This is a genomic window from Pedobacter sp. KBS0701, assembly GCF_005938645.2.
GTDB lineage: Bacteria > Bacteroidota > Bacteroidia > Sphingobacteriales > Sphingobacteriaceae > Pedobacter.
Window position 1 is genome coordinate 5,384,969 of the sequence record NZ_CP042171.1, and the last position, 26,107, is coordinate 5,411,075.

A 26,107-nucleotide genomic window follows, 5' to 3' on the forward strand; every position below is an offset into this window, starting at 1 on the left:
TTATATGAAGGATAATACGACAGCTAAAGAACAAATACTAAAAAAGATAAGGAAAGCACTATTAGAGAAGCGCGAAAACCCATATCCTAATTTAGAAGAAAGTCCATTGTATAAAAAAAATACAGATGAGCTGGAGATATTATTTGCCGAACAGCTTACAGCTATATCCGGTAATTTTATCTTCTGCGAGGATGGAATTGATTTTTTTGAAAACATGTTGCAGCTGGCCGATAAATATAAATGGCGGAAAATATACTGTTGGGAACCAGAAATACAGCAGTTTTTAAGCAAATACGAATTCCCTTTTTACCAAACCGATAAAGATTTTGAACAGGCAGAAGTGGGCATTACCCTTTGCGAAGCTTTGGTTGCCCGCAACGGAAGTGTAATGGTAAGCAATAGCGGTGCTGCTGGTAGGAGATTAAGCATTTTTCCACATCAACACATTGTGATCGCCAAAACCAGTCAGTTGGTTTTAGATCTTAAAGATGCTTTTCTGTTATTGAAGAACAAGTATGGTAATCAGATCCCATCGATGATCAGCAATATTACAGGCCCCAGCAGAACTGCCGATATCGAAAAAACATTGGTTTTAGGTGCACATGGACCTAAAGAGCTTTTTGTATTTTTAATTGATGATTTTAGTTAACAGTTATTTTAATACAACTGGAGATCATCAAATCAGTGAAGTAAGCGATATGAGCCTAATTTCTGGATTATTTTTCCAAATTTATTCCTGATTTTTTACACCATTCGACCACCTGTTTATAGGTTTCGGCATTAATGAGAACTGATCCATTACAATGATCTAAACCCCTTGAATGTACCCCGACCAATTGAGGTACATTATTATTATCTTTTATCCAAATCGGAGAACCGCTATTTCTTACCACCGTATATAAATCATAATGTAAAGAAGCATCCACCACCGAAAAATTTTTCGTGCCCTCTGTCCACATTTCAAATAGGTCTTGATCACCGGGAGATCCTGTTATATGCAATTCGCTTCCTTGTAATTCATCCGGCTTAACAGAAACGAATTTATAATGCCCACGAACTTTTTTATAAATAGAGGAATCGGGCAATATGATGATCGAAAAATCCCTATTAATTTTTGAGTTTATCCAATAGCCTCTCTTAAAAAACTTGTTTTTACATTTTTTAAGCTTTAATGAGGTACTCGTTGTATAATGTCCCGAATCTATCGAGCCAAAATACAGATCGACCTTTCTCGTTCCCCTGAAAAGAAAAAACGGAATTCTTTTTACAAAAGGGAAGTAGGCCAGGTTATGCCCTGCCGTAATCATTACCCTTGGATGAATCAGCGCACCAGAACCATAATATTTATGCCAGCCCCTGGTCATTTCCATATAACAAGTATATTCATTAGGAATATTGGTATCCATAATACGTACCCTCTTAGATGAATCAGGATAACAGTTTTGTGCTTTTACATCTAAAAGCAGCAAAATAAAACTAAGGAATATTAATACTTTATATTTCATTTCTTCTAATTTATGATGATACGGCGTATAAAAGTTATTATTTACCTTGAAACCTTTTCACTACCAACTCTCCTGCGGCATTGATGCAGTATATATCTTCATCATAGTTAGAATATCTTCTTGATAGCACTGGTTTTAACCCTTCATCTTCCAGTTTATGATGATCAAATGTTAAATAAAGTTCTACTCTGGAGCGGTCTTTATCCAAAGTGATGGTTTTTTTCGTCTTTACATTGTAAATATCTACTTCCTGAATTCGCCTGTAATTATAACCCCAGCTAGAATCCTCTCCAAAATCTTTGCTTCTGCCAATCACGAAATAATCGTTCATTAAATGAAATATTGTACTGATACTCTTATCATTAAAAAGCCGTTTTCCCTTCAGGTCAACTATATCTGCAACATTTCTCGTTTTACCATTAGTTAAGGTGTTTTCTTCATTCAAAATCACAATTCCTATATTCTTAGGGAAATTATTTTTATTGTCTCCATAAGCAGCGAAAGTGCTTTCATAATCCTTGCTTTTTAAAACCGTATCGCCGTTTTCGTTCAAAAAGTAGTTTAAGTTTTTACCACTCATCGACATTGATCCTGGATAGTCGGCAAAAAACAATATATCTTTTGTGGGTTTAGATGGTGCTTTTTTTACGGGCACTTCAGCCTTTTTGCTCGCTGTTACAGGCGTTTTCCCCATCGTTACGCGTACTTCGGTCACTTTATTTTTCTCTGCCGTTTCGGCCAGTTTCTTTTTAAAGTCTGCCTCCCTTTCGACCTTAAGCTTTGCATTTCTAATTTTGCCTGCTTCATAAGCTGCTTTATCGTCGGCTATGCTCTTTTTTCTTGCATCCTCTTCCTCTTTTGCACAGGCCGGGCACATGTTTTTACCCTCTGAATTGTTAGAGCCCTTAGGTGCGAACCTACAGTTATAACGGAGGTATTGACTTTTCGCAACATGAGATTGCGCATTTGCTAGCTGTACCATAAACAGGAAAAAAATAGTAGTTAAGAAATTTTTCATTTTTAAGTTCGTTTAATTTATTGTAAAAATACCCAATCATTAAAGCGATTTATATACCCTTTACTCGGTATATTTAGTACATGGTTTATACACTATATTTATTAAATATTAGGCGTTACCTCAAACATTACCACTAATTCTCTCATCAATGAATAAAGTTTTCTTCTTATTTCTATTTTTCCTAAATCCACTTCGCGTATGCTTTGCACAGCAGGGCAACCCAATTTTGATCGACACGGCCAAGAAATTTAATATCAGTAAACATGGTTACTTTTATGAGGATCGGGATTTAAACCTGAACATCGATTCTATCATAAAATATAAGCAGGCCAATAAACTCAGTCCGCTAAAACCTGGCAAAGTTTTTAGTAAGGGTTACACCCAATCTTATTATTGGGTTGCTTTCGATATCGAAAATACCTTAAATCAATCTGTGCACCTCATGTTTAAGGAGCAGAGCTCAAGTATTAACAAACTCCAGTTGTTTAAAGTAGATGAGCAAGGAAAGATTTATCCGCTAGGCTTAACAGGCGATCATTTCCCTTTTAAACAACGTCCTTATCGCAACAGAAGCTTCATTTATCCAATGGTTCTTTCGCCTCATGAAAAAGCTACTTTTTATTTATGGGCAGATAAACGCGGACAGAATATGTATATGCCAATGTCCATCGGACGCGATGTTGATATTATTCAGGCAGAAATTCCACAGCACACCTTATTTGGATTTTATACAGGCATTTTTGTTTTTGCCGTAATATTTAACCTATTGCTGTTTGCCTCTGTTAGAGATAACATTCACCTATATTATGCAATTTACATTTTTTGCACCCTAGTTTTTATCCTGGAAGAAGAAGGGCTGGCTTTTCAATGGTTTTATCCGAACCTGCCAGGTCTTCAAGACTACATGCGCCTAATTATGGCATCACTAAGCTGTGGCCTGTTAATCCAGGTGATGCAACTGTTTGTAAATCAAAATCGCTCAAACAGTAAGTTATACCGCTTTACAAACTATTACAAAAGATTCTGCTGGGCCATGTCGATCATTCCGGTGTTTATGCTCTTCAAATCATTTATTTTTTTAGAAAAAACGGTTTTTTACATCAACAATTTTCTTGCGCTCCTTACGGTAATCATTATTATTATTTGTGTGGTAGAAAGAATAAGATCAGGCTACAAGTTGGGCTGGTATTATTTTATTGCAACCGTGATGTTATTATTTGGTGTTTTTAATTATGTTTTTAATACGTTAGGGCTCACCAACTTTAATTTATTAAAGCCAAATGGTTTGGTGGTAGGTTTAACAGCCGAAATTATTTTCCTTTCTTTTGCACTAACACAGCGGTATAATTTTTTAAAAAAAGAAAAAGAAACTCTGCTGGAAGAAAAAAGTAAACACCAGGTAGACCTCGCCGATGGCATTTTTAATGCTCAGGAAGATGAACGCACACGTTTGGCCCGCGATCTTCATGATGACCTCGGCGGCACGCTTTCCATTATAAAACTAAATATCACCGCTTTTCAGCACAAAGTTTTAAAACTTACAGAAAATGACCGCATATTTTACGACCAAACCATTAGCATGATTGAAAAGGCATGTGCCGACTTAAGGGAAATTTCGCACAATTTAATGCCTAAAAACTTTGAGCAACTGGGTTTAATTGAAACCCTGAAAGAAAACTTCATCACCTTAAATCACTCGGGTAAAATTGCTTTCGAATTTGTTTACCAGGTAGAACACCCCATCGAAAGCTCCATGGAAATTACCATTTACCGTATGGTTAACGAGCTCGTAAATAATATCAACAGGCACTCTTTGGCAACCAAAGCGACCATTCAGATTTTATCTTTTGATGAAAGGATCAATATCATGGCTGAAGACAACGGTATTGGTTTTAGTCAGGAAGAGGATAAAAAGGGACTAGGTATGCAGAATATACGCTCGAGGGTAAGCTATTTGAACGGGAAAATTCAGGTAGACAGTAATCAAAATGGAACCACAATCGTTATTGATATCCCGCTGAAATAATGGACACAATTGAACAAAAACCGACCACATTAATGATCGCAGATGATCATAAACTATTTGCCGAAGGGTTATCGGCCATCCTTTCTGAACAACCTGACTTTAAGATAATCGGCATGGCATCAAACGGAAAGGAAATTCTGCACCTTTTAAACCACCAAATACCGGATATTCTAATCCTGGATTTAAATATGCCTGTTTTAGATGGAGAAATTGCTGCCGAAAAAGTAAGACAATTATTCCCTTCAGTAAAAATTATGGTATTATCAATGTACTATACGGTTAAATTAGCAGCAAAATTAGAAAGTATAGGGGTGAAGGCTTTCGTTCAAAAAGATACCGATGCAGAAACTCTTTTTAAAATTATATCCAATTTGCAGCTCGGTGAAAAATATTTCCAGAAAATAAAATCTAATGTTCAGCCATCGGGATTTAACGATGGAGATCATTTTCAAAAAAGCCACAACCTAACAGCGAGAGAAATGGAAATCCTACAATTGATCAGCGAAGACTACTCTTCTCAGCAAATTGCCCAAAAATTATTTATAGCTTTAAACACTGTTGATACACATCGAAAAAACATGGCACAAAAGCTAAATGTAACCGGAAAAGCAGGATTATTAAAATTTGCGCTTGAAAATAAGCTCCGCTAATATTTAATTTATTTTCGTTTCTCGAATATAATTGATATTTTTATACTACATACCGTTTTAGTATGCGGTATTATAATTATGAACAGAGCAATAAATACGGTAATTACCGGTACTGGGAGTTACATTCCACAAAATATTATTTCTGGTAGTGAATTCTTAAATTCGACGTTTTTTGAGAATGGTAACCGATTAGAGAAAGAGAATTCAGAGATCATCGATAAATTCTCTGAAATTACGGAGATCGTAGAAAGACGTTACGCCTGCCCTGAGCAGTTAAGCAATCATATTGGTGCTAAGGCCGCAGAAAAAGCCATTGAAAATGCAGGAATCGATAAAGAAACCTTAGATTATATTATATTCTGTCATAATTTTGGTGATATCCCTTTGGGTAGCAACCGTATTGACATTTTGCCATCTTTAGCTTCAAAGGTAAAACAGCAATTAGGCATTGTAAATCCGGACTGCGTTGCCTACGATATCATTTTTGGTTGCCCAGGCTGGGTTCAGGGTGCAATACAGGCAGATTACTATATTAAAAGCGGAGATGCGAAACGTGTTATGGTTATAGGTGCAGAAACCTTAAGCCGTATTATTGATCCACATGACCGTGATAGTATGATTTTTTCGGATGGTGCAGGCGCTGTAATTTTCGAGGCTCAAGAATCAGCAGAAAAAAGAGGAATACTGGCACATAAAACAGAAACACACGCCGTAAACTATGGCAATTTATTAACCATGGGCAAGAGCGCTCATCCTGATGAAACCAATGGAAACCTTTATTTAAAAATGAATGGGCGTAAGCTGTATGAGTTTGCGGTAGTTCAGGTTCCTCAGGTGATTAAAAAGGCCATTGATAGAGCAGGCTTGAGCGTTGAAGATGTAAATATTGTATTTGTGCATCAGGCCAATGGAAAAATGGATACTGCTATCATGAAACGCTTATTTAAACTTTATGGTAAAGATACCGTCCCTGAAAACTTAGTTCCGATGACGATTTCATGGCTGGGAAACAGTTCGGTTGCTACTGTACCAACCTTGTTGGATCTGGTATTAAAAGGCGAAGTGAAAGGATATAAAGTTAAGGCTGGTGATGTAGCTGTTTTTGCTTCAGTAGGAGCAGGAATGCACATTAATGCTTTTATATACCGCTTCTAATTGGCTAGCCGTTTTAAACCGGCCTTAGCCTGGCTTTCAATACTGCTTTCAAACTCATGATTTTTCATGGCAATGGCGGTATTGAAAGCCTCTTTCGCTTTCGCAATATTTTTCCTTCTTTCATAAACCTTACCCATTTGCACCGCAGCATTTGCAGCAAAATAATACTTCAGGTTTTTTCCTTCATTTATGGTCTGCTGATAAGCCGCTAATGCCTGATCATCTTTTCCTAAATCATCATAAATTCTACCCAAACGGTAATTTAGCTCTGTTTTGTCTTTACTGTTAGTATAATCTGTTGCTTTTTTATCATCAATTATCTGCAAGGCCCTGCTTAAATAGCCACCGTCAAACAGTAACCGTGCTTTTAACAGGTCAATTGTTGGCGTTCCTGAAGCAGCTTCGGATTTCGCCTGCTTATCTTTTTCCATATAGGTATACCCGTTATTAATTGCTTTAGCTGCCAATGCCGTATAACCTGCTTTATCCCCTTTCAGCAGTGAGATCCAGCCTAAATGAAGGTAAGCATCCTTTACAAAGTTAACGCCCTTGGTTGTCTGCAAAAAGCGATTAAAATACGTCCCTGAATTAAGATCAAGTTTGTTCAGGTGCGCAATGCCCTCCAGGTAATCTAAATAAGGAAAAGGCTGATAAATGCCTCCTTCAGGCCTCTTCGCCAAAATGGCAATGGCTTCTTCGCTATGCCCGTTTTTAATGCACACATAACTTTGCAAATAACTTTTTAATAAACTGGTATCGGCAATCCTTTCAGTATATTTCATTGTTTTGGCATAGGCCTGCGGGCTATGTGCCACATCTGTTAATACATAGGCGTAATAAAACACCACTTCTTCATAAAAAGGCTCGTACGATGACTTTGGTAAGTTATCGGCTAGTTTTTCAAACATGTTTAATCCGCTCTGTAGATTTCCCTTGATTCCAAAAGTAGATAGCGCTGTTTTTAAAGCCCCATCCGGAAGATTGCCCAGAACAGCATTAATCAATCCCAGGCCTTTTAAATTAAGGTGAAAATTTGGGAATTTTTTATTGTTCTCCTGCAAAAGGCTGTTGGCTTTTTTAACCTCCATTGCAGCATTAAAATATTCTCCAAATCGTCCACGGATGAGCGCCCATTGCAAATTGATCTCCGCCTGGGCATACAAGTAGTATGGCGAACTTTTATCATCATCACTTATTTGATCTAAACGTGTAGATTTATTGCCTTTTAAGCGATCAAAATCAGCTTTGCTCTCTGAAGTTAAAACCGTAAAATAATCTACATAGTTTTCTAAAAGGGGGATAATGGAATTATTGGGATGCTGTTTCTTTTCGGTTGAGATATATGCTCTTGCGTTGCCGAGTTTTAGTTCGAAAATGCTCTTGTAAGCGTTTAGGCAATTATTGTTAAAATCGAAGTTTGCAAGTGAAAACAAAGGAGAGAGGAGCAGGGCAGAGGTTAAAAAAAAACGGAAGCTTTTATTCATTAGGGATTCTATTTCGGTTTGGTTCTGTGCTGCTGCAACAGCTTCAGATGTTAACAAATATCTACATTAAACGCTAAAAAGTGATTCTTGTTTTGTGTGAGCAAAAAACAGATATAAACAAAAACGTCCCGATTAGATCGGGACGTTTAATTATTTTTTTCGTGATGGATTAACCTTCGGCTACCTCGTGAGTTAAAGCCTCATCAACCAAAATACGACCGCAGTGTTCACAAACGATAATTTTTTTACGTTGACGGATATCTAACTGACGTTGAGGCGGAATCTGGTTGAAACAACCTGAACAAGAATCACGATCAATGGTTACTACCGCTAAACCATTTACCGCATTTTTGCGTAAACGTTTGTAGGCAACCAATAAACGCTCTTCGATTTGAGGCTCAGCTTTATCTGCTTTCTTTTGTAAATCTTGCTCTTCTTTTTCAGTTTCAGCAGTAATTACATCCAGTTCGCCTTTTTTAACTTCCAAATCTTTCTTTCTGCCATCTAACTCTGCTTTAGCTGCTTCGTAAATTTCAGTTTTAGAAGTGATTTCGAAACCGTGTTCTTTAATTTTCTTTTCAGAAACCTGAATATCTAAACCTTGAATCTCAATTTCCTTAGTTAAAGCATCGTATTCACGGTTGTTTTTAACTTCTTTTAATTGAGTATCGTATCTTTTGATGGCAGCTTGCGCATCTTTAATTGTATTTTTACGGGTTACGATCGAATCTTCAAGATCATCAAGTTCACCTTTGATTTTTGCAATTCTAGTTTCTAATCCTAAAACATCATCCTCAAGATCGGCAACTTCCATTGGTAATTCACCACGTACCTGGCGGATCTTATCAATTTTTGTGTGGATATTTTGTAATTCGTATAAAGCCTTTAGCTTTTGTTCTACGGTTTGTTCCATTAAAACAAGTAATTTATGGGGTTTGTATTTTGCTCCGTTAAACGGATTGCAAAGTTAGTAATTTTTTTCTGAATAATTTCAAGCAATAAATTCGAGGTAAATTGTTCAGTTTCAAAGTGTCCGATGTCGGCAATGATCAATTTTTCCTCTGCATCGAAAAACTCGTGATATTTAAAATCTGCGGTAATAAAAGCATCCGCTCCGGCAGCAATGGCCTCTTTTAGAAGAAAACTTCCTGAACCACCACAAACGGCCACTTTTTTAATTCTTTTACCAGTTACTTCTGTATGCCGAATCACTTTTGCCTGCATCCTGTCTTTTACCAGGTGCAGGAAGTCGTAGCCGTCCATATCATATTCCAGCCAGCCCACCATGCCCGAACCAACCAACTGGTGTTTATTTTCGAGTTTATAGATATCGTAAGCTACTTCTTCATAAGGATGGTTTTCGAACAAAGCAACCAAAATTTTGCGCTCGGCCTGGGTAGGGTACACCATTTCAATCCTTACTTCGTTTTCGCGGTGGCGGATACCTTTTTCACCCACAAAGGGGTCTGAATCTTCATTTCCCTTAAATGTGCCAAAACCATCGGCATTGAAACTACATTCGCTATAATTACCAATGTTCCCCGCTCCGGCATAAAACAATGCCGAACGCAATTGCTCGGCTTGCGCCTGTGGACAATAAGTAACCAGTTTTTTTAACAATCCGGCCTTTGGCGAAAGCACCTTCGTGCCTGTTAAACCCAAACGTTCACAGATCCTCGCATTTACGCCCGTGTGGATGCTGTCTAAATTGGTATGAATGGCATAAAGTGCAATGTTGTTTTTAATGGCTTTTAACACTACACGTTCCACATAATTTTTGCCGTTCAGCTTTTTTAGTCCTTTAAAAACAATAGGATGATGGGTAATGATGAGGTTACAGCCCGTAGAAATGGCTTCATCTACAATTTTCTCCACGCAATCTAAAGCCACCAGAGCAGCCCGGATTTCCATATTCGGATCGCCCACAATCAAGCCAGAGTTATCATAATCTTCCTGATAATTAAGCGGCGCGATGCTTTCTAAATAATTGGTAATTTCAGCTAATTTCATTCGATAAATATAAATAAAGCCTGCAGGTTTCGAAAATTTGCAAAGCTAAAAGAGACAGCAATAAGCTAAAGCGTTTTCCTTAGATGTTCTCAGGTGGCTTAGGTGGTGAATGTTTTTTGGAAATGAGGGTTTCGGTTTTTATAGCGACTTCAGCCCCGCTATACGCTTCAAAGCCCTGGCCCGTTCCTCACCTTCGGGCTTTTTCGCTGCTATCGGGTTTATTTAACAGCGTGTGGCTCTTAGGTTCGCTTAGTAACTTAAAAACCTCGCAGGTTTTTGAAACCTGCGAGGTTTAAATATCAAATGATGATTATCCTAAAATTTTCCTGCCTGCTGAAATCCACCGCCCATTCTTACCATCTGTAAACTTTCGAAAACCATTTTCTGGTTGTGCTCAAAAGCTAGTGTTTTGTGGTTTACCACATCGATAATTGATCCGATGAAGCACAAACCTGCGGTTAAAAGGTACAAAATACCCATGCCGATCTGGCCGATAATAAACCTTTGTAATCCTGGAACAGCAAATAGCCCGATTAAACAGAAAATCAACATATCTGATGGATTTTTTCTTTTGCTGCTGTAAACCATCAGAAAATTACGCAACTGCTCTTCAGTTAAACCGGTTGTTGCTTGTTGTAAATATGAGTATTCCTCTGGTGTTATACCTGGTAACGACATTAGAGGTGATTGAAATATATCCATGGTTTCTATGTATTTGTTGGTAAAATTTTAAACTTCTTTTTATTTTTTATCAATGTGTAAATTCTATAAACGATGATCAAAAGTGCCGGAAACCCAAACCAATGTTCGGAAAAGCTTTCGGTAAACTCGCCATGTAAAATATGACTGATCGACCTGCCTATACCACATCCCGGACACCAATCCTTAAAACCCAAATTGGCTAAAGGACAAAGTGTAAAATGATGCTCGTGGCCATTCGCTGTTGCCAGTAATATTAAAGCTGTTAACCAGAAAAAAAGTTCTAGTGGAAAGCTTTTAATGTACTTCATTGTTTCACTTTTTATACAATATAAAGGCTATAGAACTACCTTTGTTACACCGATTTGCCCTTAATCGACGAAAGGGGGATATATTTCGACCAAACGAACGATACCATCTAAGAATAAGTTTTCGTTTTTTCCCAAATCTGATTTCCATATCACAACCCAGCCAAAAATAGTTAAAAAAACCTTTACACAAATTGCGGGTTAATATTAAAAGATAAGCTTATTTTTGTGCCTTGAACATTCGAGATTTAATAAACCGATACAAAACCGACGATAGGGTAACCCAATTTACCAAAGCGTTGAATGCGACCAGAAACCCAAAGATACAATTAAAGGGATTGGTGGGCTCAGCCGATGCTATTGTTGCCCTTTCTTCTTATTTTTTATTACACAAGCCCATCATGTTCGTTTTGCCGGACAGGGAAGAAGCTGCCTATTTCCAGTCGGACCTGGAAAGCGTACTGGATAAACAGGTTTTACTGTTCCCTTCTTCTTACCGGAAATCTTTCGATTTTACGCAGGTAGATACAGCCAATGTATTGGCCCGTGCAGAGGTATTGAATGAACTGAACCACGATTCGGAATACGGAAAAATTGTAGTTTCTTATCCCGAAGCCATTGCCGAAAAGGTGATTGATCGTTCCGCTTTAGAAAAAAACACGTTGGAAATCAGCCTTGAAGCAAAATTGGGTATCGATTTTATCAATGAATTTTTAATTGATTACGATTTCGACCGAAGGGATTTTGTTTATGAGCCGGGGCAGTTTTCTATCCGTGGGGGTATTGTAGATATCTTTTCTTTCTCCTCTGATCTTCCCTACCGTATCGAATTTTTTGGCGATGAGGTAGAAAGCATCAGAAGTTTCGAGATCGAAAGCCAGCTTTCGGTGGCCGATCTTAAATCGTTGACAATTGTGCCCAATGTACAGGCCAAGTTTTTAACGGAAAGTAATATTAGCATCCTCGATTATATTGATCAGGATACCCAGCTCTGGTTTAAAGATGTAGAGTTTACTTTAGACATTGTTAAAGCAGGATATAAAAAAGCTGTTGAACTCTGGAAAGCTTTGCCAGTGGCAGATAAAACCCAAAACCCAGAGTGGATTGATCCTAAATTTGCTTTCAGCGATGAAAAATTATTGGGCGATCACCTTCAGGATTTCCCTTTGGTAGAATTCGGCAAACAGTTTTTTTATAAAACAGATAATCGTTTCGAGTTCAAGACCAAACCCCAGCCATCCTTCAATAAAGATTTTAACCTGCTGATCCATAACCTAAAGGAGAATGAAAAAGCAGGAATTGTCAATTTTATTTTTACCGATTCACCAAAGCAGATTGAACGCTTATATGCCATTTTAGAGGATATTGACAAAACGGCCAAGTTTACGCCAATCAATAGCATGCTTCGCGAAGGTTTTGTAGATCCGCAAATTCAAACGGCATTTTACACCGATCACCAGATCTTTGATCGTTACTATAAATACAAGCTTAAAAAAGGTTATCAGAAAAGTCAGGCCATTACCCTGAAAGATTTAAGAGAACTGAAATCCGGCGATTACGTTACGCACATCGATCACGGGATCGGCAAATACGCCGGGCTTGAAAAAGTAGAGGTAAATGGCAAAACGCAAGAGATGATCCGTTTAATTTATGCGGATAACGACCTGCTTTATGTAAACATCAACTCATTAAACCGCATCGCCAAATATAGTGGCAAAGAAAGTGGTGTACCCAAGATGAATAAACTGGGTACGGATGCCTGGGATAAGCTAAAAAAAACTACTAAAAAAAAAGTTAAAGATATCGCCCGGGACTTAATCAAGCTATATGCCTTGCGCAAAACCCAGGCCGGAACAGCATTTTCTCCAGATAGCTATTTACAAACTGAACTGGAGGCTTCTTTTATTTATGAAGATACCCCCGATCAATTAAAAGCGACTCAGGATGTGAAAAAGGATATGGAATCGCCACATCCAATGGACCGTTTGGTGTGCGGTGATGTAGGCTTTGGAAAAACAGAGATCGCTGTCCGTGCGGCATTTAAAGCGGTAGCAGAGGGCAAACAGGCGGCGATATTGGTACCAACTACTATTTTAGCCTTACAGCATTTCAAAACCTTCTCTTCACGTTTAAAAGATTTTCCGGTTACGGTTGATTACATTAACCGTTTTAAAACCAGTAAACAGATTAAAGATACTTTGGCCGAAGCTGCTGCAGGTAAAGTTGACATTTTAATCGGTACACACCGTTTATTGAGCAAGGATGTGAAGTTTAAAGATCTCGGCATCATGATTATTGATGAAGAGCAGAAATTTGGCGTTACCGCAAAAGAACGGTTAAAAGCAGTACGTGTAAACGTCGATACCTTAACGCTCACCGCAACGCCAATTCCAAGAACATTGCATTTCTCTTTAATGGGGGCAAGGGATTTATCGATCATCAGCACACCTCCACCAAATAGGCAACCAGTAAGTACCGAATTACATGTATTTAATGATAAATTGATCCAGGAAGCCGTTCAGTTCGAATTAGACCGTGGCGGACAGGTTTTCTTTATCCATAACCGGGTTAACGACCTGATGCAATTGGGTGGGCTGATCCAGAAACTGGTTCCAAAGGCAAGAATTGGTATTGCGCACGGGCAGTTAGACGGCGACCAACTGGAAGATGTTATGCTTGATTTCATTAATGGTGAAAAGGATGTTTTAGTAGCCACTACCATTATCGAAGCTGGTTTAGATATTCCGAACGCCAATACCATCATCATCAACCATGCACACATGTTTGGCTTGAGCGATCTGCACCAGATGCGCGGCAGGGTTGGACGAAGCAATAAAAAAGCTTTCTGTTATTTACTTTCGCCACCTTTATCTACCCTAACCTCCGAAGCTCGTAAGCGTTTAAGCGCAATAGAAGAGTTTTCTGATCTTGGCAGTGGTTTTAATGTGGCCATGCGCGATTTGGATATTCGTGGAAGCGGAAATTTATTGGGTGCAGAGCAAAGTGGTTTCATTGCCGAAATAGGTTTTGAAATGTACCATAAAATATTGGACGAAGCCATTCAGGAATTAAAAGAAGCTGAATTTAAAGGCCTGTTCGAAAATGAACCTGCCCGTCCGTTTGTGGGCTTTACACAAGTAGATACGGACCTGGAGTTGTACATTCCAGATGCTTACATTACCAATATTACTGAGCGCTATAATTTATATACTGAACTTTCTAAACTTGATAATGAAGCAGAACTCGCCATTTTTGAAAAACATTTGGCCGACCGTTTCGGACCAGTTCCTCCACAGGTTAAAACCATGCTTAGTGTCGTGCGTTTGCAGTGGCTGGGTAAGAAATTAGGTTTTGAGAAAATCAGTTTCAAGAAAAATAGTTTGCGTGGATATTTCTTAAGCGATAAACAATCGGCTTATTTCGACTCGAATACCTTCACCAAAATTTTAACCTTTGCACAGAACCATCCGCGGATGTGCAATTTAAAAGAGGTAAAAAATACGTTAAGGATTGCTTTTGATCATGTAAAAACCGTTGAGGAAGCAATCGAAACTTTAGAACTTATCGACTAAAACGTTAATTGAGTCAGTTCATTGACTGAATTAACGTTAATTGAGTCAGTTCATTGACTGAATTAACGTTAATTGAGTCAGTCTATTGACTGAATTAACGTTAATTGAGTCAGTCTATTGACTGAATTAACGTTTTTTACTATATTTGACTTAAATGAGCAGTCAAATTGTTAGATCTTTGAAACCTATTATTCTCAATAAAATTGGGAATAATAAAGTTATCCTGATTTTCGGAACAAGACGGGTAGGTAAAACCTGGCTAATAGAGAACCTTATTAAAGATGCCAACATCAACCATCTGTCTTTAAATGGAGAAGATCAGGATGTACAACTATTGCTGGCAAGCCGCACGGCGGCAAATTATAAAAGGGTTTTGGGTAATGCCAAACTACTTATTATTGATGAAGCCCAGGTTATACCCGAAATCGGAAAAATACTAAAGCTATTAATCGACACTTTTAAAGACCTCACCATAATTGCAAGTGGCTCATCTACTTTCGACTTATCGAACCAAACCGGTGAACCTTTAACCGGAAGAAGTTTAACCTATTATCTATACCCGATAGCACAGGTTGAATTAAATGAGAAGGAAAATGCACTACAAACTACCCAAAACCTTGAAGAAAGATTAATTTTCGGTTCTTATCCGGAGTTGTTTCATCTAAACTCATTGGCTGAAAAAGCGCAATATTTGACGGAACTGGTTAAATCATATCTGTTAAAAGACATTTTGATGTATGAGAACATCCAAAATAGCGCTAAACTGCTGGAATTATTAAAGCTTATTGCCTATCAGGTAGGATCGGAAGTTTCAATTGATGAAATTTCCCGTACTTTGGGCATCAGCAAAAATACAGTAGACCGTTATCTTGATTTACTTTCGAAGGTTTTTATCATCTATAAAGTTGGCGGATACAGTAACAATTTACGGAAAGAGGTTACAAAGTCATCCAAATGGTATTTTTACGACAATGGCATCCGGAATGCAATCGTTAATGATTTCAGGTTATTAGCATTACGCAATGATCAGGGTATTTTATGGGAAAATTACTGTTTTAGTGAGCGGATCAAAAAAATGGAATACGAACAGCAAAACTCCACATATTACTTTTGGAGAACTTATGACCAGCAGGAAATAGATCTTATTGAAATTAACAATGGAGAAATTTTAGCTGCCGATTTCAAATGGGGAAACCAAAAGAAAAAGATACCAGGTTTTTTTGCTAAAAACTATCCTCAAGCCACCTTTTCCATAATTAACAAAGAAAATTATTTAGATTTTATATTATAAATGTTAGACCCAACCTTATTGCTCGATTTAGTGAAAATGCAAATGCCTTATGGAAAATATAAAGGTTACCTGATCTGCAATATCCCTGAAAGTTATTTGCTTTGGTATAAGGATAAGGGCTTCCCGAAAGGTAAATTGGGCGATTTGATGGCTACGATGTTTGAAATTCGGGTGAATGGATTGGAGTATTTATTAACGCCGTTGAAGAATCAAAATCGGTAGTTAAGAATGATAGCAATCGTCATTCCCAACTTGATTGGGAATCGTAACGCCTTAGTGGGGTTCCAGGTTGCATTAAGATTCGCACCTGCGCGGGAAAGACGACCGTTCTGAGTAGATCTCTCCATTGCGCTGCGCTCCAGTCGAGATGACGACTAATCTGTAAAAATCCGCAGATTAACATTTATCGCAGAAAAAATCTGCGGCTATCCGCGTAATCTGCGGGAAACAATTCTATATCTTACAGCCATTTTCATCACAAACCGCATCGTCATTTTTATTTAATGAGGTAAGTGTGGTTTTCGGCTGAGTTTCTTTCCACTCGGTAAAACTTTGGGTAAGCGCATCGGTAAAAGCCTGAACAGGCTGAGCACCCGAAACACCATATTTGCGGTCCATTACAAAATAAGGAACGCCACGGATGCCTAAATTCTGGCTTTCATAAATATCGTAGCGAACGGCTTCGGCAAATTGGTCACTGTTTAAAACTGCTACAGCTTCATCTTTATCCAAACCAATTTCTACAGCAAGATCAACTAAAACATCGGTTTCCCCAATATTTTTGCTGTTTACGAAATGAGCTTCAAATAATTTCTCTTCAGCTAAATCCTGAAGACCATGTTTTGCTGCCAAGTGAATCAAACGGTGCGCATTAAAGGTATTAGCAGGGATATTGGTATCAAAATCGATGCTTAAGCCTGCATTTGCCGCCATATCAACCACTTGTTTCGTCATCTGTTTGGCTTGCTCAACCGGCATTCCTTTACTCCTCGAAAGGTAATCATAAACCGTTTCATTATTGGTATTGTGATACTCCGGATTGAGTTGAAAACTCTTCCAATCTATTTTAATTTCATTTCTGAAGGGCAATTTTTCTATCGCCTGTTCAAAATGTCTTTTCCCGATATAGCAAAACGGACACATTACATCCGACCAGATTTCTACTTTCATAACACAAAATTAAGCGGATTATAATTGGCTATAGTAAGGCCAAAGTAAAAAGCCACTATCGTTTGGGATAGTGGCTTCTATATTAATCATAGAATGTCATTCTGAGAGGCAATTTATTGTACAAAAATCCATATACATTGATAAGAAAATCTTAATAAATTGATCTGCTACGACAAACCGTCATTCCCAACTTGATTGGGAATCTTAATGCTTGGTAGGTTTACAGGTGCATTACGATTCCCGCCTGCGCGGGAATGACGACTGACAACAAGCTCAACATTACCAGAAACTCAATTATAACTATTTATACAACTGGTTAAATATCAGTTTAAAAGTACCGTGCGTTTGCGCCCTGAAAGCAATTTCCGGTCCGAAAGCAAGCAATTTGCCCTTGCCAACTTTTGCTTCAAAAGCAGTTACCCCATCCTGCAGGTAAGCCTGGCCCCAGGCCCAGCCACTGCGAAGCGGTGTAGCATTTTCAAACCACATTAATGGTTTAATCTTACCAGAAGCAATGGCATCACCAGTAAGCTTAAAAACCGGACTATTGTCGAAATAAACATCGGCTTCCTTTTCCATTCCCCAGTTTGATGATAAAGTAGTATCTACGCCTACATTTAACACACTCCCGGGAACATAATATTTTTCAGCAGGTAATCGTTTTTCTTCTCCGTTTACAATTTCTACCATCGCATTACGTACGGGAAGGTTTAAGTGATAAGCCAGGTTGGTACTGCTACCAATGGTTACAATATTTCCACCAGCTTCTAAAAATTTCTTTAATTCGGGGATTGATTTATCAGGGCTGACCCTGCCTAAACGGTTTCTAAATTCCTGAGGAATTTCGTCTGCCTTTGGTCCAAAAGATCTGTTTCCCCCACCTGCACCCTGCACCGATGGAATAGCGCCACCTACAAAAACAATTACATCGTATTTAGATTTCAAATTGCCAGCATCAATATCCTGCGGATAAATTACTGTGGCATTATAGTGGTACTGTTCCATTAAAAACCTAACCCAACCCGAAGCCATCGAGCTTCCATAAGTATCCCAAAGGGCAATTCTCGCTGTAGATATCTTGATTTTATTTTTCGGAGCCGATGCTGTTTTTAATTTGATGTTTGCTTTTTCCAACACTGATTTTCCAGCTGAAGAAACATAAAAATCGCCATTTTCGGAAGAACGGTAAACCTCAACTTTGTTCTTTAATAAATCATTAACTGTAGTGTAAGAATCATTTTGTGCAGCACTTAACACATAACCCGATCCATTTGGCAATTTATTTTCTGGCTTTAATAATTCTCCGTAAGGATTTTTCTCAAACGGACCTGAAAAATCATCCAGAATGCGGTCAAATTTCACATCCATCAGATAAGCCAAAGTCCAGCCAGCGGCATCATAAGGTGGAATTGGTGCACCACCTTCGTATTTGAAATCATTTGGGTGATCCTGTGGCTCAAACATATCCAAAACATGTGGACGGAAAGCCTGATCGGTTTTGACCACGTAGCTCCCTGCAGGGTAATTTTTCCCTGCAACGGTAAATGTAACTGTTGCTTTTTGTACCACAATGCCCGTTCTAATCAATGCATTTAAAAACTTAATGGCAGAGTTAAAATCGGGCTGATCTGCAGATAAAATATAACCCCGTGGATCACGGTTTGCAGGCGCTTTCATCACCGTGTCAAAAGCTTTCATACTAATCTGCATTCTTGATTTAAAATCAGCATCTCCACCAATAATAGGGCCAATTTTTTCACCTTTTGCAGCGTTGTTAATGGCTTCAATTTTCTTTGGAGAGAAGGACCAGGTATCTTTTTTGCCCCGCTCAATGGAATTTCGGCCCATCTGGTAAATGTTGTATAATAATTCGTCGCGGTAGCGCTGTGCATAACCTAAAACTGCATAGTTTAACGAAACCGAATAATCGATAGAGTTTTTAAAGTACCATTTTCCCGGCGTAACCGGGTTTGGCGAATCTCCGCTCGGCAACAAACGGGAAGGAACCAAAGGAATTTCGGATGGGGTAGGATTCCCGATAATTTCGGTCAAAAGTCCAACCATGTTATGAAAATAAGTGGTGGTCCTTAATCCGCCATTGTACCAGGTAGAATAAACCGATCCTCCCCGCTGCGTATAACCCGGCTTGTTTTCTACGTTCATCCTGTTGTGCATGGCCGCACCAACTGCATCCAAACTGGTTAATATGATGGGATCGAAAACATAATTAAATGGGTCGCGGTAGGGCGGACCAGCAACAACCGTTCCCGCCGGACCAGCCTGATGGTGGTTATACATAATCTGAGGGATCCACTCTACAAAAAGCTGACGACCGATATTTTGTGTTTCTTTAAGGTTTAACATAAAGAAATCACGGTTATTATCATGCCCGGCATATTTCTCGTACAAAACAGGAAGTCCTGAGGTTGTTCTTTTTTTTGGATCTTTATCCCTCATGTACCAATTGCTCACCAGCTCCTGCCCATCCGGATTAGCATGTGTAAATAAGATGATTACATTATCTAAAATGCGTAAGGTCTCCGCATCTTTTCTTGAAGCAAATTCGTATACTGTTTCGATCAATTGATGGGCACCAACTACCTCGTTTGCATGAAGGCCTCCGTCTATCCAAACGACTGCTTTTCCTTCCTGTGCAAATGCTTTTGCCTGCTCAGGAGTAATTTCAGCATGGGCCAGTTGTTGTGAAATTTCTTTATAACGATCTAATTTTTTCAGGTTTTCAGGTGAAGAAACAATCAACATATATTGACTTCTGCCTTCTTCGGTTTTACCGATATCAACCAGTTTAACACGGTTAGAAGCTGCCGCAAGCTTTTTAAAGTAGGCTTCTGTTTGGGTATAATTGGCCAATTGATAATCGTCGCCGATATCAAAACCGAAATGAGATTTTGGCGTTGGTACCTCCTGCGCCAGCACTGCATAGCTATTTATCATTAAAAAAGCAATGCAAAGCCCTTTAAAGGAGTTTTTTATCATAATAAGTAGTTTAGTTAGGTAACCAAATATAATAGAGAATCGGCACCTAAAATGGCTTGCTGTAAATTTGTTACAAGTTTCAAATCCTAATCCATACATTTGTACTGATGTAAGTTCTTAACTTTATTTTTCATCAACCGATACAGGTTCCCGGAATTACACCCGGGATTAATAGGGAATCGTGTGCAAATCACGAGCTGTCGCGCAACTGTAAATTCTGTCTTTTACCAAAAAGACAACGGTCTTATCATTCATGCCACTGTACCATTTAGGTATGGGAAGGCGATAAGATCGGGAATAAGTCAGGAGACCTGCCTATATTGAATTGACGGTACTTTCGCGTTATAAAGTAATTGGTCAGGTCTGATTGTACACCATAAAATTAAAATTTTATATGCTTGCTTTAAGCTTTTTGCTGATAAGCGGGCAGGCTGTGCCATAACCTTTCCTTTATATTTTTTACGGAGAAGTATTCAAAAAATACAGTTCTGAGCTTTTAAACGATTTATTTACTTAATCTTTAAAAGAGATGCTAACGCAAAATCTGGGCTATCCGCGAATAGGTAGTCAACGAGAATTAAAGAAAATCTGCGAAAATTACTGGGCAGATAAAACGGGGTACAAAAATGTACTTCAGGTGGGCAAAAACATTCGCCACGAAAACTGGAAACTTCAAAAAGAAGCCGGCATTGATGTGATTCCATCAAACGATTTTTCTTTTTACGACCACGTACTCGATCATTCCTTAACTTTTGGGGCCATCCCGAAAAGGTATAACGAAGTGATCCTAAAAAAAGGGAATGAAGAGCTTGATCTTTATTTCGCCATGGCAAGGGGCTACCAAAAAGAAGGATTGGATGTGGTAGCAATGGAAATGACCAAATGGTTCGATACCAATTACCATTATATTGTACCGGAGTTTTATAAAGATCAGCCTTTTAAACTTTTCTCAACCAAAATTATCGATGAGTTTTACGAGGCGAAACAACTGGGTATTATTACCAAACCTGTTCTAATTGGTCCTGTTTCCTATCTCTTATTGGGCAAGGAAAAAGAAGCCGGATTTGAAAAGATCGACCTGATTAAAAACCTGCTTCCGGTTTATATCGAGATTTTATCTCGCTTAGATGCTTTGGATGTAGAATATATTCAGTTTGATGAGCCGTTTTTGACATTAGATTTAACTGAAAAAGACAAAAAAGCTTATGAGTATGTTTATAAGGAAATTAGAAAAGCTTTCCCAAGGTTAAAGATCGTTTTAGCGACTTATTTCGAAGGTTTAGGCAACAATCTTGCTTTAACTACTTCATTGCCTGTAAATGTTTTACATATCGATCTGGTACGTGCAGAAGATCAGTTAAACGACGTTTTAGCTTCTTTAAAAAACGAAACCATTCTTTCTTTAGGTTTGGTAGACGGACGAAATATCTGGAAAAACGATTTCGAAAAATCTGTTTCCATCATCAATCAGGCGGTAGAAAAACGAGGATTGGATAAAGTATGGATTGCACCATCCTGCTCATTAATCCACTCACCGGTTGATCTGGATAATGAAACCAATGAGAAAAATTTATCGGCAGAAATTAAAGAATGGCTGGCCTATGCGAAACAAAAAGTTGCAGAGTTGGCAACCTTAAAAAAACTGATCAACAACGAAAGCCCTGCATCTACCCTGCAAAAACTCGAAGAAAATAAGATTGCAATTGCTAACCGGAAAGTTTCTAAAATCATCCATAATCCGGCAGTAAAAGAGCGCGTGTTGGCTTTAAAGGAGCAGGATGCAGAACGTTTGAGTCCATTTTCTGCCAGAAAAATCAAACAACAGGAGCTTAATCTACCCTTTTATGCCACTACAACAATTGGATCATTCCCACAAACAGCAGAAGTAAGAAGCTGGAGAGCTAAGCTTAAAAACGGAACTTTTACTGTTGAAGAATATGATAATCTAATTGCCCAGGAGACCAAAAACGCGGTAAAATGGCAGGAAGAAATCGATCTGGATGTACTCGTACATGGTGAGTTTGAACGGAACGACATGGTTGAATACTTTGGTGAGCAATTAGACGGTTTCGCTTTCTCTAAAAACGGTTGGGTGCAGAGTTATGGATCACGCTGTGTAAAACCGCCGATCATTTTTGGTGATGTTTCGCGCCCTGAACCTATGACGGTGAAGTGGACCGCTTACGCGCAATCGCTTACCTCAAGATACATGAAAGGCATGTTAACGGGTCCGGTAACTATTTTACAGTGGTCGTTTGTACGTAACGATCAGCCCCGTTCTGAAACCTGTACACAAATTGCATTGGCCATCCGCGATGAAGTTTGCGACCTGGAAAATGCGGGTATTAAAATCATCCAGATTGATGAACCGGCCATTAGAGAGGGTTTACCTTTGCGCAAGGCGGATTGGCAAAATTACCTGAACTGGGCGGTTAAAGCTTTTAAAATATCAGCCAGTGGCGTAAAAGACGATACCCAGATCCACACACACATGTGTTACTCGGAGTTTAACGATATCATCCAGAATATTGCCGATATGGACGCCGATGTAATCACGATCGAAACTTCACGTTCGCAAATGGAACTATTGGACGCTTTTGCCGATTTTAAATATCCAAACGAAATCGGTCCAGGTGTGTACGATATCCACTCACCAAGGGTTCCGAAACGCGAAGAAATGGTTCAGTTGCTCAAAAAAGCCAAAGCGGTTATTCCTTCAGATCAACTTTGGGTAAACCCTGACTGTGGCTTAAAAACCCGCGGATGGGATGAAACCAAAAAAGCGCTGATCGAAATGGTTGAAGCGGCAAAAGAGATGCGTAAAGCTGAAGAGGTATTATCAGCAGAATTTCAGGTAAATTAATTCGCCTTATTTTTTGCCACTGAGAAACAAATACTCTTAAGTTAAACATTCACCAATTGTGTCAGTGTGAGCTTGTCGAAGACCCTTATCGTGAAATAACTTAATAGCATTGAAAGAGATATGACAGGTACAGTTTGTTTATGTGCTATCCTTTTTCTCTATGGCAATCCACTTACTTTGACAACTTTCTAATCAGAAAGTTGTCAAAGCTTTTTACTCCTCATATATTTACCCCCATGACCTTAGAAGAAAGAATAGAAAATTCAAAAACCAGTATTTTTAAAGCCGTTTTCCCAAATACAACCAACCATTATGATACACTTTTTGGCGGTACCGCCATGCATTTAATGGACGAAGTTGCTTTTATTACCGCCACGCGTTTTAGCCGCCAGATTATGGTAACGGTAAGCAGCGATAGGATAGATTTTAAAAAACCAATTCCCGCAGGTACTATCGTAGAACTTATTGGTAAGGTTAATCATGTAGGAAATACCAGTTTAAAAGTTAATGTAGAAATATATATTGAGCAGATGTATGCCGAAGGAAGAGAACTGGCCGTACATGGCGATTTTACTTTTGTAGCCATTGATGAAAACAAAAAACCGGTACAGGTAATCAAATAATGGTATAAAAATCATCAGGTTTAAATCTTTAAATTTGATCATGGAGCATCAACATTCAGAAGAAGATTTAAAAAATATTGCGAAACAATTAAGCTGCCCAGAAGGCGAACAAGGCATTAAAACAGGGGAAATGATGCATGCCAGTAATCTTGGAATGACCAGCTCGGCCATTGATGCATTAAATCTTCAAAACCACGATATTGTTTTAGAAATCGGCCATGGTAATGGTGGGCATATTGCCCAATTATTATCAAAAGCGGAAAATCTAAAGTATTATGGCGCAGATATTTCAGAAACAATTATTGTCGAAGCAGAAAAAATCAATCAGGATTTTGTTGATAAAGGCATTGTCCATTTTGAGTTAACGGATGGAGCTACGCTACCTTTTGAAAATAATCAGTTCGATAAAATTTTTACCGTCAATACCATTTATTTCTGGAGCAATCCAGGTAAATACCTTAACGAAATTAAGCGGGTTTTAAAGCCAAATGGAATTTTTGCTTTATGCTTTGCAGATAAAAAATTTATGCAAAATCTTCCTTTTACTGCTTATGGCTTTACGCTTTATGAGGTAGAAAAAGTACAGGAGTTATTGGCAAGTGCTGGCTTCCAAATTAAAAATACCCTTAAAAAATTAGAACAGGTACAGAGTAAAACAGGTGAGCAGGTAGAAAGAGAATATTACGTTGTAGTGGCTTTTATTGATGCTCTGGCATAAAAACCAGTACTTCTTTGTGCTTTTGTAGTTATGGTAAAATAAACATTTAATACAAAATCAGATACAAATAGGCATAAACCACCGGTGCAGCCAATAACAATCCATCAAAACGGTCTAACAAACCACCATGCCCTGGTAATAATCCGCCGCTGTCCTTTGCATCGAGACTGCGTTTAAGCATCGATTCTACCAGGTCACCCAGCGTCCCAAAATTTGCAATTAATAAGGCCATACCTGCCCATACCCATGCCGGACTTTCTGTAAACCAGAATGAAAGGCCAAAAGCAACCAACACGCTGGTAAACATCCCTCCAAAAAAACCTTCCCAGCTTTTCTTTGGCGAATGGCGTTCAAAAAGTTTTCGTTTACCGTATTTTACACCAAAAAGATAGGCCCCCGTATCATTTGCCCAAAGCATTAATAAAAAGGCCAGGGGAAAATGGAAGTTATATTCGTTCCAGTTTTTTAAGAAGCCGAGTGCGTGAAAAAAACAAAAAGGAATCGTTACATAAACAAAACCCACAAATGTGTAAGAAATATTGGCAAACGGAATCTTGTTTTTCTTATATAGCTCTGTAATAAAAACCGAGAAAATCAAAGGAATACAAAGCAAAAGGTATTTCACATCATATTTTAAGTAATGTAAACCTGCAGCCATTAAGAATATCAAAGATCCGGCAGCCAAACCAATATTCCGGTGTGGCCTGATGCCAGAATTTTTAATCAACTTATAAAACTCGAATAAAGATAAAACGCTTAAAACAAGGTAAAATAGGGTAAATGTATAACTCCCCAAAAGGATAGAGCCAAGCATTACAATGGTAAAAAAGAAAGCGGTTATTGCCCTGGTTTTCATTTTAGGTAGAGGTAAAGGGTGTAAGGTTTAAGGTCATTATCACTATTCAATTTCGTTTTCAACGATATATTCTATGGCCTTATCGAAATCGATCTTATTTACCAAAACATTTATTTCGCCAATATTATAAGCTGAGAGCTGTTTATTTATTGTTACCGCCGGGATGCCAGCTTCTGTTAATCCCTGTTTTAATACCTCTGCCGCAAAGGCATCGCTGGTGGTATATACTTTAACCCAATTTTCGCTCACGTGTTGCGTTATCTTTAAAAAATTTAAACAAAGCTATGGTAATTATTGCACTAATTAAATAGCCATACCATGGAAAACCAATAGGTTCATCAGCTTTATCGAGCGGTATATGGTGTTTTTGCATATAAAAAGCCGCACAAACCGCATAAGCATTGTTTAAAAAGTGCGCCAGCATGGCATACCAGATACTTCCGCTATAATAATACAGATAGCCAAAACCTGCACCCAGTAACATGCGCGGCAAAAATCCATAAAACTGGAAATGGATCGCACTGAAAATAATGGCCGCACTCCAAATGGCAATGTGAGGATTGCCTAACATTTTTTGCAACGAACCCTGTAGCCCAGCCCTGAAAAAGAGTTCTTCGCCAATAGCAGGCAATACCGCAATCATCAGCAGGTTAACCACAAAATCCCAGTTACTCCTCACCGTAATCAGTTGAATGGTCATTTTCATGGCTTCCTGTTCTTTCATTTTCATCCAGTTTTCCAGTCCTTTCAAAAACTCAGGCAGTACCATTTTTTGATTGACAACTGCTATCCATTCCATAACAGGCATGCTCATTACCATAATGGCAAAAACCAAAACAAAAGGAAGAAAATTAGGTTTATTAAACCCGTAAAAAGTATTCGGTTTTTGTCTTTCTGTATACGCTAAAACGATAGGAGGTAAAATAAACATTCCTATAGAACTCGAAATCTGAATTATTTTTAATGCTGTTATAAACTTAGGATCGCCACTCATAATTGATCCAAATTCGCCAAATATCGAGGTGCCATAAACAATTGCAACCGCTATAAAGCCTAATAATGTGCATATTACTGCACCTATGGCCCAGTAAACGCAAAGTAAAAATATCTGTAAAAGTGGGTGGCTGCCTTTGCGGATGGGTGTTACAAAATTCATTATTTG

22 protein-coding genes and 1 riboswitch are annotated in these 26,107 nt (G+C 38.4%); of the genes, 10 read left to right on the forward strand and 12 right to left on the reverse strand.

What is annotated here, in order from left to right; genetic code table 11:
• Positions 1 to 4: 4 nt before the first annotated feature.
• Entirely contained in the window at positions 5 to 649 is a 645-nt protein-coding gene (locus FFJ24_RS21820; RefSeq protein WP_138819256.1) for an LUD domain-containing protein, read from the forward strand.
• 67 nt (positions 650 to 716) lie between these two features.
• Here the strand turns inward: FFJ24_RS21820 and FFJ24_RS21825 are convergent, their stop codons facing one another.
• Both FFJ24_RS21825 and FFJ24_RS21830 read right to left on the reverse strand, forming a co-directional pair.
• Entirely contained in the window at positions 717 to 1,505 is a 789-nt protein-coding gene (locus FFJ24_RS21825; RefSeq protein WP_138819257.1) for a serine protease, read from the reverse strand.
• 37 nt (positions 1,506 to 1,542) lie between these two features.
• Positions 1,543 to 2,523: a cell envelope integrity protein TolA gene (locus tag FFJ24_RS21830; protein ID WP_138819258.1), complete on the reverse strand. Its 981-nt coding sequence runs from the start codon at positions 2,521 to 2,523 to the stop codon at positions 1,543 to 1,545.
• A gap of 148 nt (positions 2,524 to 2,671) precedes the next feature.
• On the opposite strand from FFJ24_RS21830, the gene FFJ24_RS21835 reads away from it, so the two are divergent.
• From FFJ24_RS21835 to FFJ24_RS21845, 3 genes are all read left to right on the forward strand, one after another.
• Complete coding sequence (locus FFJ24_RS21835) at positions 2,672 to 4,549, forward strand: 7TM diverse intracellular signaling domain-containing protein (protein ID WP_138819259.1); 1,878 nt, start codon at positions 2,672 to 2,674, stop codon at positions 4,547 to 4,549.
• Positions 4,549 to 5,199: a response regulator gene (locus FFJ24_RS21840; protein WP_138819260.1), complete on the forward strand. Its 651-nt coding sequence runs from the start codon at positions 4,549 to 4,551 to the stop codon at positions 5,197 to 5,199. The genes FFJ24_RS21835 and FFJ24_RS21840 overlap by 1 nt, the downstream gene beginning before the upstream one ends.
• Positions 5,200 to 5,277: 78 nt before the next feature.
• Entirely contained in the window at positions 5,278 to 6,354 is a 1,077-nt protein-coding gene (locus tag FFJ24_RS21845) for a 3-oxoacyl-ACP synthase III family protein (protein WP_138819261.1), read from the forward strand.
• Here the strand turns inward: FFJ24_RS21845 and FFJ24_RS21850 are convergent.
• The 5 genes from FFJ24_RS21850 to FFJ24_RS21870 form a co-directional block, all read right to left on the reverse strand.
• The gene (locus FFJ24_RS21850) at positions 6,351 to 7,838 is read right to left on the reverse strand and encodes a tetratricopeptide repeat protein (protein ID WP_138819262.1); all 1,488 of its coding nucleotides are present in this window, start codon (positions 7,836 to 7,838) and stop codon (positions 6,351 to 6,353) included. The genes FFJ24_RS21845 and FFJ24_RS21850 overlap by 4 nt on opposite strands.
• A gap of 169 nt (positions 7,839 to 8,007) precedes the next feature.
• Complete coding sequence (locus FFJ24_RS21855) at positions 8,008 to 8,751, reverse strand: zinc ribbon domain-containing protein (protein ID WP_121285379.1); 744 nt, start codon at positions 8,749 to 8,751, stop codon at positions 8,008 to 8,010.
• Positions 8,751 to 9,848, reverse strand: coding sequence for a Nif3-like dinuclear metal center hexameric protein (locus tag FFJ24_RS21860; RefSeq protein WP_138819263.1), 1,098 nt, complete (start codon positions 9,846 to 9,848; stop codon positions 8,751 to 8,753). The genes FFJ24_RS21855 and FFJ24_RS21860 overlap by 1 nt, the downstream gene beginning before the upstream one ends.
• 315 nt (positions 9,849 to 10,163) lie before the next feature.
• Positions 10,164 to 10,550: a TM2 domain-containing protein gene (locus FFJ24_RS21865; protein WP_090497432.1), complete on the reverse strand. Its 387-nt coding sequence runs from the start codon at positions 10,548 to 10,550 to the stop codon at positions 10,164 to 10,166.
• A 5-nt stretch (positions 10,551 to 10,555) separates the two neighbouring features.
• Positions 10,556 to 10,858, reverse strand: a complete 303-nt coding sequence (locus FFJ24_RS21870; RefSeq protein WP_138819264.1) for a DUF2752 domain-containing protein — start codon at positions 10,856 to 10,858, stop codon at positions 10,556 to 10,558.
• Positions 10,859 to 11,088: 230 nt separating this feature from the next.
• On the opposite strand from FFJ24_RS21870, the gene mfd reads away from it, so the two are divergent.
• The 3 genes from mfd (at position 11,089) to FFJ24_RS21885 (ending at position 15,940) form a co-directional block, all read left to right on the forward strand.
• The gene (gene mfd, locus FFJ24_RS21875; RefSeq protein WP_138819265.1) at positions 11,089 to 14,427 is read left to right on the forward strand and encodes a transcription-repair coupling factor; all 3,339 of its coding nucleotides are present in this window, start codon (positions 11,089 to 11,091) and stop codon (positions 14,425 to 14,427) included.
• Between the two features lie 178 nt (positions 14,428 to 14,605).
• Positions 14,606 to 15,718: an ATP-binding protein gene (locus FFJ24_RS21880; RefSeq protein WP_246862677.1), complete on the forward strand. Its 1,113-nt coding sequence runs from the start codon at positions 14,606 to 14,608 to the stop codon at positions 15,716 to 15,718.
• Complete coding sequence (locus FFJ24_RS21885; RefSeq protein ID WP_029274918.1) at positions 15,719 to 15,940, forward strand: DUF3820 family protein; 222 nt, start codon at positions 15,719 to 15,721, stop codon at positions 15,938 to 15,940.
• 231 nt (positions 15,941 to 16,171) lie between these two features.
• Here the strand turns inward: FFJ24_RS21885 and FFJ24_RS21890 are convergent, their stop codons facing one another.
• Together FFJ24_RS21890 and FFJ24_RS21895 are read right to left on the reverse strand one after the other, a co-directional pair.
• The gene (locus FFJ24_RS21890; RefSeq protein WP_138819267.1) at positions 16,172 to 16,888 is read right to left on the reverse strand and encodes a DsbA family protein; all 717 of its coding nucleotides are present in this window, start codon (positions 16,886 to 16,888) and stop codon (positions 16,172 to 16,174) included.
• Positions 16,889 to 17,188: 300 nt separating this feature from the next.
• A complete protein-coding gene (locus FFJ24_RS21895) occupies positions 17,189 to 19,885 on the reverse strand; it encodes a M14 metallopeptidase family protein (RefSeq protein WP_138819268.1) in 2,697 nt (898 codons plus the stop codon).
• 127 nt (positions 19,886 to 20,012) lie between these two features.
• Positions 20,013 to 20,219, forward strand: a riboswitch (cobalamin riboswitch).
• 195 nt (positions 20,220 to 20,414) lie between these two features.
• On the opposite strand from FFJ24_RS21895, the gene metE reads away from it, so the two are divergent.
• The 3 genes from metE (at position 20,415) to FFJ24_RS21910 (ending at position 24,089) form a co-directional block, all read left to right on the forward strand.
• Complete coding sequence (metE, locus tag FFJ24_RS21900; RefSeq protein WP_138819269.1) at positions 20,415 to 22,748, forward strand: 5-methyltetrahydropteroyltriglutamate--homocysteine S-methyltransferase; 2,334 nt, start codon at positions 20,415 to 20,417, stop codon at positions 22,746 to 22,748.
• Between the two features lie 236 nt (positions 22,749 to 22,984).
• Positions 22,985 to 23,371 (forward strand): acyl-CoA thioesterase, encoded by a 387-nt coding sequence (locus FFJ24_RS21905; protein ID WP_025141655.1) that lies wholly within the window; start codon positions 22,985 to 22,987, stop codon positions 23,369 to 23,371.
• A gap of 40 nt (positions 23,372 to 23,411) precedes the next feature.
• On the forward strand, positions 23,412 to 24,089 hold the full coding sequence (locus tag FFJ24_RS21910) for a class I SAM-dependent methyltransferase (protein WP_138819270.1): 678 nt from the start codon (positions 23,412 to 23,414) through the stop codon (positions 24,087 to 24,089).
• Positions 24,090 to 24,135: 46 nt separating this feature from the next.
• Here FFJ24_RS21910 and FFJ24_RS21915 read toward each other — a convergent pair whose 3' ends face one another.
• Genes FFJ24_RS21915 through FFJ24_RS21925 form a run of 3 tightly spaced genes read right to left on the reverse strand, consistent with a single transcriptional unit; the run spans position 24,136 to position 26,101 of the window.
• Positions 24,136 to 24,945 (reverse strand): phosphatidate cytidylyltransferase, encoded by an 810-nt coding sequence (locus FFJ24_RS21915; protein ID WP_138819271.1) that lies wholly within the window; start codon positions 24,943 to 24,945, stop codon positions 24,136 to 24,138.
• A 42-nt stretch (positions 24,946 to 24,987) separates the two neighbouring features.
• Complete coding sequence (locus FFJ24_RS21920; RefSeq protein ID WP_166792092.1) at positions 24,988 to 25,194, reverse strand: putative signal transducing protein; 207 nt, start codon at positions 25,192 to 25,194, stop codon at positions 24,988 to 24,990.
• A complete protein-coding gene (locus tag FFJ24_RS21925) occupies positions 25,175 to 26,101 on the reverse strand; it encodes a CPBP family intramembrane glutamic endopeptidase (protein ID WP_138819272.1) in 927 nt (308 codons plus the stop codon). The genes FFJ24_RS21920 and FFJ24_RS21925 overlap by 20 nt, the downstream gene beginning before the upstream one ends.
• Between the last annotated feature and the right edge of the window lie 6 nt (positions 26,102 to 26,107).